This is a genomic window from Lentilactobacillus parabuchneri DSM 5707 = NBRC 107865 (assembly GCF_001435315.1).
GTDB lineage: Bacteria > Bacillota > Bacilli > Lactobacillales > Lactobacillaceae > Lentilactobacillus > Lentilactobacillus parabuchneri.
In genome coordinates, this window is record NZ_AZGK01000001.1 from 324,118 (window position 1) to 338,195 (window position 14,078).

Below are 14,078 nucleotides of genomic sequence, written 5' to 3' on the forward strand. Positions count from 1 at the left end.
CGATTAAATTCCGTAATGGGGTTAGTAGAACATCCAGAATGCTTAGTATACTTTATCGTCATCGTATATGGGTTTGAAAGGCTTACCAGTCTTTAACGCTTGTCGCATTTGAATTAATGCGTCCCCAGCCATCCGGATAGGGAACGCTTCATGGAACTTCTCTTGGTAAGCGTCCATTAATTCTAACTTAGTCATCACTTCATAATTAGGTTTCATTGTTCAACATCTCCATTGCCAGTTATCTAAAATTTAGCAACCATCTAAAATCAATTATATTTAAAATATCTTTTTGTGATCCCTGATCTAAGTCAAAATACCCGAGGGTGCATTTTTTTGCTTGAATAATCCAATTTTTCATTACCAAACCAATGTTTTAACCTAACTGTACAAGGAGGTCCGGAACAAGACTAAAAGTGCGCCTACTCGTTTCTATTTTTTAGATAATCGTTGATTCTGATAGGCTTCCCACATTTTTGACTGAACTTTTGAGAAGGCCATTTTTGGAAACTGAGTCGTTTGAATCCACTTTCCTGGAAAATAACTCAAATCGGCTGTTGCTGACAAATCGCCTTCCAATAACGTAATCAGCCACTTTTGATGTGTAAAGGTGTGGCTCACGGTTTTGCCTGCAACCTTGTGGAGTTGAATTGACAGTTGGTAATCCGCTTGTAATTGCTTTTCCAAGCGTTGAATTAATTGTGCTTGAGAATCGGCTTTTTCTTTGATGAGTGCTTGTTGATCATACAACGGAAACATCCAAAAGTTTGGCAAAATGCCACTTGTCGGTCGTTTTTCGAGTAGATACCCCTTAGATGATCGAATGACGAGCCCGAAATAATTGTGAGGCACTGGTCGCTTCTTCTTGGTCTTAACCGGGTACTTGGACTCGATCCCATCCAAATACGATTGGTTAAAGGCTTTAACTGGTGAATTGCTGGAATCAAAATTCGTCGCAGTCATATAGCTGGCCCCCAAGTCCATAATTGCCTGGTTGAAGTCGCCAGGACGCTCTTTTGAAATCAGTCGGTTGATGACCGTTTCAAAGATTTTTCGTGTCTGTGGTTTGGCGATATCATCGTCAATTTCCAACAGCCTGGCAAACACCCGAAATGCGTTGCCGTCTACCGCTGCGACTGGCTGGTTAAAGGCAATGCTGGCAATCGCGCCGGCAGTATATGGGCCAATGCCACTTAAATCCTGCAGTTCGGACGCTGTTTCTGGCCAGTGACCATGGTAGTCATTCACCACTTGTTTGGCGGCTCTTTGTAAATTTCTCGCGCGAGAATAGTAGCCAAGGCCTTCCCAAGCCTTCATCAAATCCGTTTCGTCAGCCTCTGCCAAGGATTGAACCGTGGGAAATTGCTTCATAAACCGTAAATAGTACGGGATGACGGTTTGAACCTGGGTTTGCTGAAGCATGATTTCAGACACCCAAACGTGGTACGGATCGTGATCCTGTCGCCAAGGCAGATCACGTTTATGTTGGTCGTACCAGGTCAATAAAGTTGTTTGAAATGCGTTAATTTGATCTTGAGACCACTCAACCATCAGTTTCTCCTCTCACCAGACAACAAAAAGACAGCTTCCCCTTATGGAGAGTGGCTGTCCTGAAGCCATTATTGATGTTGCCAGTTTTTCTTGATGAATTTTTCTCGGCCGCCCATTTCTTCCATTTGGTAACGCAATGGGTTTTTCTTGTAAAAGTCCTGGTGTTCTTCTTCCGCTGGATAAAATGGCTTGGCATCTTCAATCGAAGTGACGATTGGCGCATCGAACTGTTCGCTATCAGCCAAGGCCTGCTTGGAAGCCTCGGCGATCTTTCGTTGTTCCTCATCCTTGACAAAAATAACCGGTCGATAGTTATCTCCGCGGTCTTGGAATTGCCCCATGGCATCCGTTGGATCGGTTTGATGCCAATAAATCTCAACCAACTGTTTGTAACTGATAACTTCCGGATCAAAAATAATCTTAACGGCTTCTGTATGTCCGGTCGTGTGACTGGCAACCTGCTCATAAGTTGGATTGGCCACGTGGCCGCCGGTATATCCCGAGATTACCTGTTTAATTCCGGGCATTGTGTCAAACGGCTTAACCATGCACCAAAAACAACCGCCTGCAAATATTGCTGTATCTTCCATTAATGGACACCTCAATTCAAATTTAGTTAAATAGTTGCCGATACTTTCCGTAGCCCTTGGCTTCTAGTTGATCAACCGGGATAAATTTAAGGGCTGCAGAATTGATACAAAAACGATGGCCACCAGCTTCTTTGGGGCCGTCGGAAAAGACGTGGCCCAAGTGGGAACCGGCTGTTTTGCTACGAACTTCTTCTCTAATCATGCCGTGGGATAAATCCATATGATTGTCGATGTTATTTTGATCAATTGGCTTGGTAAATGATGGCCAACCACAACCGGCATCGTATTTATCAGTCGACGAAAATAGTGGCTCGCCACTCACGACATCAACATAAATGCCATCTTGGTAAAAGTCGTCATACTCACCACTAAAAGGCGCTTCCGTCGCTTTTTGCTGGGTGACCGCGTATTGTTCCGGTGTTAACTTGTTTTTAAGGTCTTCTTTATCCATTTTAAACCCTCCATCACGAGCTTATTAAATTGCACACAACTTAATCTCTCACTCATTATAAGGATTTTGATAATGAATGTAAACAAAAACGGTCATAACCAATCATTAATTAGTCATAACCGCACAATGTTTCAAATTAGCTTAAGGCGTCAGTCAACGGTGGCACAACTTGTTTCTTACGGGAAACAACGCCTGGAAGCGATACGGTGTTATTGCTGATTTTAGCGTTGAATGCTTTTTCAACAGCTGAAATCGGATCACCCACAACCAGCATCTTAGAATCACTGTTTAAGACGTTGGTAATCAATACTAGGAATAAATCATAGCCCTTGTCAGCAGATTCTGCTTTCATGGCTTTTTCAATATCGTCTTTACGAGCATCAATTTCGCTGAATTCAACGACGTTGATTTGATCGATTCGAACACTCTTACCACCCATGGTGAATGATTTGGCATCCTGATCGATTAATTCCTGGTCGCTTTTTGCAGATACGTTGGTGCCGGCTTTAAGCATCTCAACACCGTATTTTTCGTAGTCGATATCGGCAATTTCAGCTAATGTCTTAACGGCAATCTTGTCTTCTTCAGTTGTCGTTGGTGACTTCAGCAATAAAGTATCTGAAATAATTGCTGAGAGCATCAATCCTGCTAATTGAACCGGAATTTCAATCTTATTTTCATCAAACATCTTAACGATAATTGTACTGCAGCAGCCAACTGGTTCGGCACGGTAGTACAGTGGTTGATCAGTCTGGAAGTTTGAAATTCGGTGGTGATCAACGACGTGAGTGATGGTTAAATCTTTGATGTCGCTGACACTTTGCTGAAATTCGTTATGGTCAACCAGCATGACTGAGTCAACCTCATTTTTAGCGGTTTTGATGATTCGAGGAGTTGGTTCATCAAAATAGTTCAATACAAAGGCGGTTTCTGGACTAGGTTCGCCCAAAGCAACTGCTTCAGTATCATATCCTAATTGGTTTTGAAGGTACGAAAATGCTTTGGCAGCAACAATTGCATCTGTATCTGGACTTTGGTGACCAAAAACTAATTCTTTACTCATTAAAATTATCTCCTTTGAGTTTATGATTTATTTTCCCAAGCGGGTTAAATAATCTTTTTCAGCAAGAAATTCATCGAACTTTTCCAAGAAGCGTTCAATTCTTGGAATTTCGTTTTTCTTGTTACGGTAAACAAAATTCAAATCAAATTTGACCTTTGGCTCCAATTCAGTTACCCAAATATCGTCATCGGTCAACTTCTTCAAATCGATGTTGAGCATAAATGAATTTGGTAAAGCGGTGTTGGTGTGAGAATTAATCGCAAATTTCAAGATTTGTTCGGGCATCGTGTAACGTGCGGCCACCTTTGGCCAATCAACCATTTGATTCTTGAACGCTTCATGAAGCGTTTGGTTCAAATAGTAATCCTGTGGGTACATCACCCAAGGGCGATCGTTGACATCCTTTAGGCGAACACGCTTTTTCTTTGCCAAGCTGGGATTGTGATGAATAAACAACAAATCATCTGAAATGATCTTCTTGGAACTGTATGGTTTCCAATTCTTGATCGATTCATCAGGCAAATACATGATGGCCAAATCGATGCGGTTGTTTTCCAAGCTTTCCCAGATTTCTTTTCTGGTTAACATATGGAAATTAATTTCCAAATCCGGATTGTCTTTGTACAATTCCAGCGCGAAATCTTCGAATACCTTTGTCTCAATTGATGCCAGGATTCCAAGATTAACCTGGCCGGTTGTTGAACTGGTGGTTTGTTGAATTTGGTCGTTGGCATCGTTTAACAAATCATAAATCTCACGGGTTGTCTTTAACATAATCAAACCTGCATCAGTCAGGCGTAATTTCTTGCCGACCGAATAGAACAATGGCGTCCCCATCGTCTTTTCAAGCTTCTTAATCTGTTGGGTCAGTGCCGGTTGGGTAATCCCCAAGATCTGAGCCGCCTGAGTGTAGTTCATGGTTTCAGACAACTGGAGAAAATACGACAATGTCTTCGATGCGAAAATATTTTCCTGAGTGGTTTTCATTCAGTCTCTCCTTATCGGTCACATAGACCATTAAATAATTAACAGGATACTGCTATTATGATAATTCTTATTACAACCACAATCAATTGATATGATAAAAATTTAATCAATTGATAAGTCTGTCAATTTTGGCCGGATGGAAACGGGTGTCCCTTCACTGTCAACATCAATGACAAACGAGCCATTGGAGTATCTGCCGCCAAACGAATAGTCGGCTGGCAAAATATCATGAATACGATGATGGTCGGTCCGCACCTCAAGTGGTTGGTCATCATTTTCGATCGTGCAAAAATCAACAATCCGATGGGAATTGCTCTTTAGCTCGCGTAGAATCATGACACCTTTTCGTGCCCTGGAAGTGGCAGGAATTTCTTTGATGGCCAGCTTCTTGAACGAACCGCGCTGAGTCACAAGGGCAATCACACTGTTTTCGTTGACCAGTTGTAGATTGGTAACCTTATCATCACCACGGAGCCCCATTGATTTTACGCCGGTTGTGCGTCCGCCGTTAACTGGAACTGCGTTAACATCAAAGCGAAGCGCCAAGCCGTTTTTAGAAATCAGGAGTAATTGGCCGGCAGCTTCCGGCGTTGGCAGATACTCGATTGAAACAACTCGAGAATCCGGTGTTTTTAACTTTTCATAGGTATAAGCGTGTTTCTTGTACGTTCGTCCTGGCGTCAAAGATTCAAAACCGGTTTGCTTAATGTGCCCATCATCGGTGGCAATTAGGAAAGTGCCGTTTTCTTTGAGTGAATTAAAGGCATACGTCCCGATAATTTCTTCATCAGGATCCAGACCAATGGTTTGCGAAATATGCTCGCCGGTCTCTTTCCACTTGGCATCAGCGATTTCAAACACTGGCCGATAAATCAGGTTCCCTTTGTTGGTGAACATAAACAAGTGATCGCGGGCATTTAACTGCTCCATAAAAATTGGGTAGTCTTCGTCTTTGAGTCCGTCATCGGAAGTCGAGGCCTTGTATGAACGAATGCTGCTTCGTTTAATGTACCCATCGTGGCTGACCATGACAACGACATCTTCATCGGGAACCAACACGTCTGTATTGATTTTGATATCGGAGACCTCAGCTTGAATTTCGGTCCGTCTTGCATTCCGATAGGTTTTCGCCAGGGCTTTTAATTCGTTGGCCAAGACACGGTTAAGCTCCTTAGGATTGTCGAGAATCTTGTTGAACTTGTTAATTTCATCGGAGAGATGTTTGTGCTCATTTTCAAGTTCAGTGACATCTGTGTTCGTTAAACGATAAAGTTGTAAGGCGACAATCGCATCTGATTGCTTTTCAGAAAAGCCATATTCCTTAACCAAATTATCGCGGGCATCCTTGCGGTTTTTGCTGGCGCGGATGGTTTTGATAACCTTATCTAAAATGGACAACGCATGAATCAGCCCTTCGACAATGTGTTGCCGGTCCTGGGCTTTCTTCAAGTTATACTGGGTTCGTTTTTTGATGACTTCCTGTTGAAATTCCAGGTAAGCCACCAATATCTTTTTAAGCGACAGCCGTTCTGGCCGCATGTGAGAAATTGCGACCATGTTGAAGTTATAGGAGACTTGTAGATCGGTATTCTTGAATAAGTAGTTCAAAATCCCGGTTGAGTCGACGTCGCGTTTTAATTCGATGACGATGCTCAAACCGTTTCGATCACTTTGATCACGGACTTCAGAAATACCGTCAACCTTTTTGTTCAAACGAATTTCGTCAATCCGTTTTACTAATTGGGCCTTATTCACCTCATAAGGGATTTCGGTAATCACAATTTGAGATTTATTGCCCTTCAGCGGTTCGATTGACGTTCTTGACCGAACAACAATTTTGCCATGACCCGTCTCGTAAGCCTTTTTGATTCCGTCAATGCCCTGAACGATCGCGCCGGTTGGAAAATCAGGCCCCTTAACAAACTGCATCAGGTCATCCAAAGTCGCGTTCGGGTTCTTTTGAAGATATAAAATAGCGTCGATGACTTCTCCCAGATTATGCGGCGGAATGTCCGTGGCGTATCCGGCAGAAATTCCGGTTGAGCCGTTGACCAGTAAGTTCGGGAATCGTGCAGGTAAAACGACCGGTTCATACTCAGTATCATCGAAGTTCAATACCCAATCAACGGTATCCTTTTCAATATCCCGCAGCATTTCACTGGCAATTTTACTCAGGCGAGCTTCGGTATACCGCATCGCTGCAGGCGGATCGCCATCCATTGAACCGTTGTTACCATGCATTTCAATTAACGGTTCTCGAACCTTCCAGTCCTGGCTCATTCGAACCAGCGCTTCATAAATTGAACTGTCCCCGTGGGGATGAAAATTACCCATGACGTTTCCGACGGATTTTGCGGATTTACGAAAGGCCTTATCAAAGGTGTTGCCATCCTTATTCATCGCATATAAAATCCGTCGCTGAACAGGCTTTAACCCATCTCGAATATCAGGGAGAGCCCGTTCTTGAATAATGGATTTGGAATATCGGCTGAATCGTTCACCCATCACGTCTTCGAGGGTTAAACTTTCAATTTTACTCATTTTTTAGTCGCGCCCCCTAATCGTTTGTGTTATCTAAAATACTGCCGTCTTCTTCGAGGTTAAATTTGACGTTGTGCTCAATCCATTTTCGCCGTGGTTCAACCTTGTCGCCCATTAACGTGGTTACCCGCTTCTCAGCTAAGGCTGCATCATCAATTCGAACTTGGATGAGCGTTCTGGTATCAGGATTCATGGTGGTTTCCCAAAGTTGATCGGCGTTCATTTCACCCAGTCCCTTAAATCGTTGGAGACTGTATCCCTTACCAAAGGTTTTGGAAACCTGATTGAGCTCTTCGTTGGTCCAAGCATATTGAACCTTCAGCTTCTTACCGGCACCTTTTTGCAGCTTATATAGCGGTGGTAGGGCAATAAACACCCGGCCATTGTCGATCATTGGCCGCATGTATTTGTAGAAGAAAGTTAACAATAAAATCTGGATATGGGCACCATCATCATCGGCATCGGTCATAATGATAATTTTATCGTAATTGGCGTCGTCAATGTTGAAATCAGCACCCACTCCAGCGCCAATTGTATAAATCATCGTGTTAATTTCTTCGTTTTTCATAATTTCGGGAAGCTTGGCCCGTTCGGTGTTCAAGACTTTCCCTCGAAGCGGCAAAATTGCCTGATAACGACGATCTCGGCCCTGTTTGGCGGATCCACCGGCTGAATCTCCTTCGACTAAGAAAAGCTCATTGCGGCTATAATCCTTTGATTGAGCCGGGGTCAATTTTCCTGAAAGCAGTCGTTCTTGTTTCTTATGACGTTTGCCACTCCGGGTTTCATCACGGGCTTTACGGGCAGCCTGTCTGGCTTGGCGGGCTCTTAGCGCTTTGTGGACCAGCGTTTGGGCAAACTCGCCGTTTTCCATCAAATAGTAACCCAGCTTCTCGCTGACAACGTTGTCAACGATGGAACGGGCTTCTGGCGTTCCCAGCTTTTCCTTGGTTTGGCCTTCAAATTGAAGAATTTCTTCTGGAATCCGCAATGAGAGAACGACCGATAAACCTTCCCGGACGTCGCTTCCGTCAAGATTCTTATCTTTTTCCTTGAGCATGTTGACTTTGCGGGCATAATCGTTGAAAGCCTTCGTCCAGGCACTTCTTAATCCGGCTTCATGGGTTCCACCGTCTTTGGTGCGGACGTTATTGACGAAAGACAACATGGTTTCGGAGTAGCCGTCGTTATACTGAGCGGCAACCTCAACTTCCACGCCTTCGCTCTTACCATCAAAGTACATGACATCGCCCAGCGTGTGTTTGTCCTCGTTTAAATACTGGACAAATTCCTTGATGCCTTCCTCATAGTGAAAGACTTCTTCTTGCTCCTGATCGGTTCGTTCATCGGTCAGCGTAATCTTGGTCCCTTTCAAAAGAAAGGCTGACTCCCTGAGCCGTTCGGAAAGAATGGAAAAATTATAAACGGTGCTGGTAAAAATCGTCGGATCCGGCTTGAATGTCAGCGTCGTCCCACTATGGTCGCGGGTCTTGCCCAACTTTTTTAATGTGCCAACCGGATGGCCGCCATTTTTAAAATCTTCTTCGTACTTATAGCCATCACGAACGATGACCACTTTGAGCCAAGTTGACAAGGCATTAACAACACTGGCACCAACCCCATGTAGTCCACCGGAAGTTTTGTAGCCGCCCTGGCCAAATTTTCCACCTGCGTGAAGCATCGTCAAAATCACTTCAGGAGTTGGTTTCCCTGAAGCGTGCATTCCAACTGGCATTCCTCTTCCGTGGTCAACAACGGTAATGCTGTTGTCTTTATGAATTGTAACTTGGATTTCGTCCCCGTAACCGGCCAAGACTTCGTCGACAGCATTATCAACGATTTCATACACAAGATGATGTAATCCGCGTGAGTCTGTGGAACCGATATACATTCCGGGACGCTTTCTAACTGCGTCGAGTCCCTCAAGAATTTGAATCGAGGAATCATCATATTTTTGCTTTTGCTTTACCATTCGTTATGACTCCTTTTTTTGCAATCTACTTCATAATAACCTAATTTTGCGGTTATGGAAACGAAATTTTGTTGGCGCAATGCAATTATCATGCTAGAATTAAAAACGCTATGAAGTTTATTAAGCTTGATTACTGTGAGGTTTAGGATGATTAACAATGTTGAACAAGTTATATTAATGTTAGTGGCGGCTTATTTATTGGGATCAATTCCCAGCGGTGTGTGGATCGGCAAAGCTTTCTTTCACATCGACATTCGACGACACGGTTCCGGAAATATCGGAACGACCAATACCTATCGGGTTTTAGGCCCAATTGCCGGAACCGTTGTCATGGCCCTGGATATTTCAAAAGGTGCCGTGGCAACCCTGCTGCCAACTTTTTTTCACGTTTATACCATCAGTCCACTGGTATTTGGACTGGCCGCAATTTTAGGCCATACCTTCTCAATTTTTGATAAATTCAAGGGTGGCAAGGCGGTCGCTACCAGTGCAGGGATGCTTTTAGCCTACAAACCGGCCTTTTTCTTTTTGGCACTCGCAATTTGGGTTTTGGTAATCCTTTTGACCAGCATGGTGAGCCTTGCCAGTATGGTTGGTTTTACCTTAACGACCATCGCAATTTTTTTCACCCACGATGTTTTTTTAAGCATTCTGGCTGCAATCCTCACCGTCTTTATTTTCTACCGTCACAGGGCCAACATCAGTCGTATTCGAAACGGTACCGAAAGTATGGTGCCGTTTGGGCTCGGTCACCTGTTACGGCAGAAAAAAGAAAATAATTAACTGACGATTAATTTAACTAAAAACGAGTGATTCTTTAATCGGAATCACCCGTTTTTTTGACTCACTATTATTAAATTAACCTGATTTGTCTAAAAGAAACTGATTTGGTACTTCCCCGCAAACGCGTGGCGCCCGGCTAATTTGTTAATGGCAAATTTATCTGCCAGCTTGCCATTGGCGTCCACCGTATCTGCCAGTCCCCACCAAGGTTCGATGCAGGCAAATGGGGCCTTCTTTGGATAAGGTGACCAGATGCCGACGTAAGGTGCGTTTTCCACGGTGAGCGAAACTCCGTGATCGTTGACGCTGGATGCCAGCATGACGGTTGTTTCCTGACGATTAAGGTCAAGGACAATTGCATCGCTATTAAACAGCTCGTGGTTCAAAGATAGCGGCTTGGTTAGGTCAATCTCCCGACGATCGTTAGGATCGCTGTACGGCGGTTTTAACGGTATCTGAGAGTATGCCTTCTTTGGTGCAACCCGCACAAAGTAATCTTCAAAGCTGCCGGCATCTTCGACCAGGGGAATATTAAACCCGGGATGAGCACCAATTGAAAAAAGCAGTGTTTCGGAAGTTGGGTTTATAACGTTTAAGCTAACATTTAAGCTGTGGTCCACCAGTTCGTAAATCACCCGCAATTCAAATTTGAAAGGATAGTTCACCAGGGTTTCTTCATTTGATTTCAAGACCAGAGACACTTTGGTCGGTAATTGAGATTCAACCGCAAATGTGTGATCACGGGCAAATCCGTGTTGTGTCATGTCGTACGTCCTTGAATTAAATTGGTATTGGTTATCTTTAAGTCGACCAACAATTGGAAACAAAATGGGGGCGTGGCGTTTCCAGTACGTCGGATCTGCCTGCCAAATGTACTCGATACCCTCCGAATCCTTGACACTGGTTAATTCGGCGCCCAACTCGTTGATTAAAACGGTTAAATACTGATTCTTTAATGTAATCATCCTGCCATCTGCCTCCAAGTATTAAAGAATGTAACGCGAAAGATCTTTATTTTGAGCGAGCTTGCCGACTTTATCGTCTACATACTTCTCAGTAATCGTGATATCGCCCATCTGCATGTCAGGTCCCTCGTATAAAATATCTTCGAGCAGCTTTTCAAGAATTGTGTGCAGGCGACGGGCACCGATATTATCGGTGTTGTGGTTGACGTCAGTCGCAATTTCAGCAATTCGGTTGATCGCTTCGATGGTAAAGGTCACTTTAATATTATCCGTTCCAATCAAAGCCATGTATTGCTTGGTTAACGAATTGGTTGGTTCAGTCAAAATACGCACAAAGTCGTCTTTGGTCAAATCTTTGAGTTCCACTCGAATTGGGAAACGGCCCTGCAGTTCAGGAATTAAGTCGGATGGTTTATTTTCAGCAAAGGCTCCTGAGCCGATAAACAACATGTGATCGGTATTGACTGCCCCATATTTGGTGTTGACTTGAGACCCTTCAACGATTGGCAGAATGTCTCGTTGAACACCCTCGCGAGAAACTTCACCGCTGTTTTGAGATCTGCCGGCGGCAATCTTATCAATTTCGTCAATGAAAATAATCCCGGTATTTTCAGCGCGAACGATGGCGTTGTGATATAAATCAGCCTTGTTAATCAGTGCTTCAGAAGCCTGACGAGTCAAAATTTCGCGGGCTTCACTGACGGGAACCGTTCGCTTGATCTTCTTCTTGGGCATCAAACCGGATAAGGTATCGTTTAAATCAATGCCCATTTGATTGAGCATCGTATTTTGACCGGACAGTTGTTGGGAAGGATCGTCCATTTCAATTTCGACTTGGTCATTTTCAAGTAAGCCGGCGTGTAGTCTTTCGGCAACTGACATTCGTTTTTCACGGACATCGTCGGTGACTTCTTCTTGGTCGGTATTGTCTTGAGTGGGCGCCTGACCGTTTTGAAGTTGGCTGAACATATTCATCAGATTTTGCATTTCATTTTGGCGATTTTCTTTTTTCTTTGCTGGGACCAAGAGCTTGACTAATTCATTGTTGGCCTTTTTTTCGGCTTCCACGTGAACTTGTTTGTATTGATCAGCCCGCTCAAGTTGAATCGCATTTTCAACCAAGTCGCGAACCATTGATTCAACATCGCCACCAACATAGCCGACTTCGGTAAATTTGGTTGCTTCAACTTTAACAAACGGTGCATTAACGATTTTGGCCAACCGACGGGCAATTTCTGTTTTCCCGACACCGGTGGGTCCAATCATTAACAAGTTTTTAGGTGAAATTTCATCCTGCATCTCTTTGGATAATTGCATTCGGCGGTACCGGTTGCGTAAGGCGACGGCGACCGCTTTTTTAGCGTCGTTTTGGCCGACAATGTACTGGTCCAAAACTTCGACAATTTCTTTAGGTGTTTGAGTAGATTCTGTCAATTTTAAATTCCTCTCTATAATTCTTCAGAAATGACGTTTTGGTTGGTGAAGATGTCAATGTTTCCGGCAATGTGAATGGCAGCTTCGGCAATTTCTCTGGCACTCATATTTTGAGCATGATGTTTCATTGCGGTTGCTGCGGCCAGCGCAAAGTTGCCACCAGATCCAATTGCTAAAATATCATCGTCCGGTTCGATGACTTCACCTTGGCCTGATACTAAGAGCAGGTCCTTGTCGTTCATCACAATCAGCAAAGCTTCGAGTTTTTGAAGTTGTTGATCACCGCGCCACTCTTGAGCAAGTTCAACTGCGGATCGTTTTAAGTCACCGTCAAATTGACTCAGCTTTTTTTCAAACCGTTCTTCCAAGTTGAAGGCATCGGCAACACTGCCGGCAAACCCAACAACGACCTGGTTATTGTAAATCCGGCGAACCTTGTGTGCGGTTCCCTTCATAATGACTTTTTCACCCATAGTGACCTGACCGTCCCCGGCCATTGCGAGATGTCCGTTGTGACGAACGGCGACGATGGTGGTTGCTTCAAATTTGATTGGCATAATATACCCCTTTTTAATTAGATTTTAACGAATCATTATTCCGTGGGAAGTACTTCTTATAATCATTCATTAAATGTGATTTTGTGACGTGTGTGTAAATTTGGGTTGTTGATAGGCTGCTGTGGCCCAAAAGTTCTTGTACCGACCGCATGTCGGCGCCATTATTGAGCATTTCAGTCGCAAACGTGTGGCGCAGCATGTGGGGATGAATTTTAGTGGTGAGACTACTTTTTTGGACGATCTCATCCATGATGTATTCAATTCCCCGAGCGGTCAGTGGCCGACCGTAATGATTGACGAACAGAAACGAATGGACCTGCTTGTATTTGGCCATAATTTGCGTTCTGCCGTCTGTTAACCAGGCTTCAATTGCATTTTGCGCGTATTCACCAAACGGGACATAGCGCTGCTTATTGCCCTTTCCGGTGACCAATATGGTTCGGTTGTCCAAATCAATGTCGTTTAATTGAATCCCAGCGCATTCACTCACCCGAATCCCAGTCGCATACAACGTCTCTAATACCGCCAAGTTACGAAGTCCAAGCCGTTTATCCGAATTTTGCTTGGCGCCGTCAAACAATGCCCGCATTTCATCCTGATATAAAAATCGGGGTAATCTGCGATTGTTGGTCTTTAGATGAACGTATTCGAAAGGATTGTTGCTGATAACGTCGCTTTTGACCAAGAAGGCATAAAAGGACTTTAAGGCTGAAACTTTTTGGGCGATTGAATTTCTGGCGTATTGTTTTTCGTATAAATGCGTCAGAAATGACTCAACATCAAAAGCGTCGACTTCGGTCAATTGCTTTTGATCCTCTGGAACTTCCGCAATAAAATCAACAAAGTCCGAAATGGCTTGCTGATACGCTTGGATGGTATCCGCAGAATAGTTGCGATCACTTTTGAGATACTTCAAATACCAGTTAATATTTTTTTGATCCTTAGTTAACTCAACCATAGCCACCATCCTCAACAATGTAATCGCGTACAAGCACTATTACCATGATAGCAAATAAACGCCGGATGTGCTGATAATTACCTATTTTTTCGTTAATTCATTCATAAAAAATGAATTAGCGTTATTCTAGCGAATATCCGCTGATTGAACCAGAAATCTGGTGAGTCTTTATCAGAAATTAACCTTTTAAAATTTAATAAATCCTATAAGTAAATACAAAAAAAGATCG

At 43.6% G+C, this 14,078-nt stretch carries 13 protein-coding genes; 1 reads left to right on the forward strand and 12 read right to left on the reverse strand.

The window, feature by feature from the left end; all coding sequences use genetic code 11:
- Positions 1-42 precede the first annotated feature (42 nt).
- The 8 genes from FC51_RS12230 to parE form a co-directional block, all read right to left on the reverse strand.
- A complete protein-coding gene (locus FC51_RS12230; protein ID WP_155519312.1) occupies positions 43-216 on the reverse strand; it encodes a hypothetical protein in 174 nt (57 codons plus the stop codon).
- A 213-nt stretch (positions 217-429) separates the two neighbouring features.
- Entirely contained in the window at positions 430-1,548 is a 1,119-nt protein-coding gene (mutY, locus tag FC51_RS01660) for an A/G-specific adenine glycosylase (RefSeq protein ID WP_057909121.1), read from the reverse strand.
- Positions 1,549-1,616: 68 nt separating this feature from the next.
- Positions 1,617-2,138 carry a peptide-methionine (S)-S-oxide reductase MsrA gene (msrA, locus tag FC51_RS01665; protein ID WP_057909120.1) on the reverse strand — a complete coding sequence of 174 codons (522 nt, stop codon included), beginning with the start codon at positions 2,136-2,138 and terminating at the stop codon, positions 1,617-1,619.
- 22 nt (positions 2,139-2,160) lie between these two features.
- Positions 2,161-2,589: a peptide-methionine (R)-S-oxide reductase MsrB gene (gene msrB, locus FC51_RS01670; RefSeq protein ID WP_057909119.1), complete on the reverse strand. Its 429-nt coding sequence runs from the start codon at positions 2,587-2,589 to the stop codon at positions 2,161-2,163.
- A gap of 136 nt (positions 2,590-2,725) precedes the next feature.
- Entirely contained in the window at positions 2,726-3,652 is a 927-nt protein-coding gene (locus FC51_RS01675) for a manganese-dependent inorganic pyrophosphatase (protein ID WP_057909118.1), read from the reverse strand.
- A 27-nt stretch (positions 3,653-3,679) separates the two neighbouring features.
- Positions 3,680-4,639 (reverse strand): LysR family transcriptional regulator, encoded by a 960-nt coding sequence (locus tag FC51_RS01680; RefSeq protein ID WP_057909117.1) that lies wholly within the window; start codon positions 4,637-4,639, stop codon positions 3,680-3,682.
- Between the two features lie 102 nt (positions 4,640-4,741).
- Positions 4,742-7,180: a DNA topoisomerase IV subunit A gene (parC, locus tag FC51_RS01685; RefSeq protein ID WP_057909116.1), complete on the reverse strand. Its 2,439-nt coding sequence runs from the start codon at positions 7,178-7,180 to the stop codon at positions 4,742-4,744.
- Between the two features lie 16 nt (positions 7,181-7,196).
- Positions 7,197-9,152 carry a DNA topoisomerase IV subunit B gene (gene parE, locus FC51_RS01690; protein WP_057909115.1) on the reverse strand — a complete coding sequence of 652 codons (1,956 nt, stop codon included), beginning with the start codon at positions 9,150-9,152 and terminating at the stop codon, positions 7,197-7,199.
- A 147-nt stretch (positions 9,153-9,299) separates the two neighbouring features.
- Between parE and plsY the strand changes: the two genes are divergently transcribed.
- On the forward strand, positions 9,300-9,935 hold the full coding sequence (gene plsY, locus FC51_RS01695; RefSeq protein ID WP_057909114.1) for a glycerol-3-phosphate 1-O-acyltransferase PlsY: 636 nt from the start codon (positions 9,300-9,302) through the stop codon (positions 9,933-9,935).
- Between the two features lie 89 nt (positions 9,936-10,024).
- Here the strand turns inward: plsY and FC51_RS01700 are convergent, their stop codons facing one another.
- From FC51_RS01700 to xerC, 4 genes are read right to left on the reverse strand one after another with little or no spacing between them, the layout of a single operon-like run.
- Positions 10,025-10,900, reverse strand: coding sequence for an aldose 1-epimerase family protein (locus FC51_RS01700; RefSeq protein ID WP_057909113.1), 876 nt, complete (start codon positions 10,898-10,900; stop codon positions 10,025-10,027).
- 21 nt (positions 10,901-10,921) lie between these two features.
- Positions 10,922-12,334, reverse strand: coding sequence for an ATP-dependent protease ATPase subunit HslU (gene hslU / locus FC51_RS01705; protein WP_057909112.1), 1,413 nt, complete (start codon positions 12,332-12,334; stop codon positions 10,922-10,924).
- Between the two features lie 14 nt (positions 12,335-12,348).
- A complete protein-coding gene (gene hslV, locus FC51_RS01710) occupies positions 12,349-12,891 on the reverse strand; it encodes an ATP-dependent protease subunit HslV (protein ID WP_057909111.1) in 543 nt (180 codons plus the stop codon).
- 13 nt (positions 12,892-12,904) lie between these two features.
- Entirely contained in the window at positions 12,905-13,849 is a 945-nt protein-coding gene (gene xerC / locus FC51_RS01715) for a tyrosine recombinase XerC (protein ID WP_057909110.1), read from the reverse strand.
- Positions 13,850-14,078: the final 229 nt, after the last annotated feature.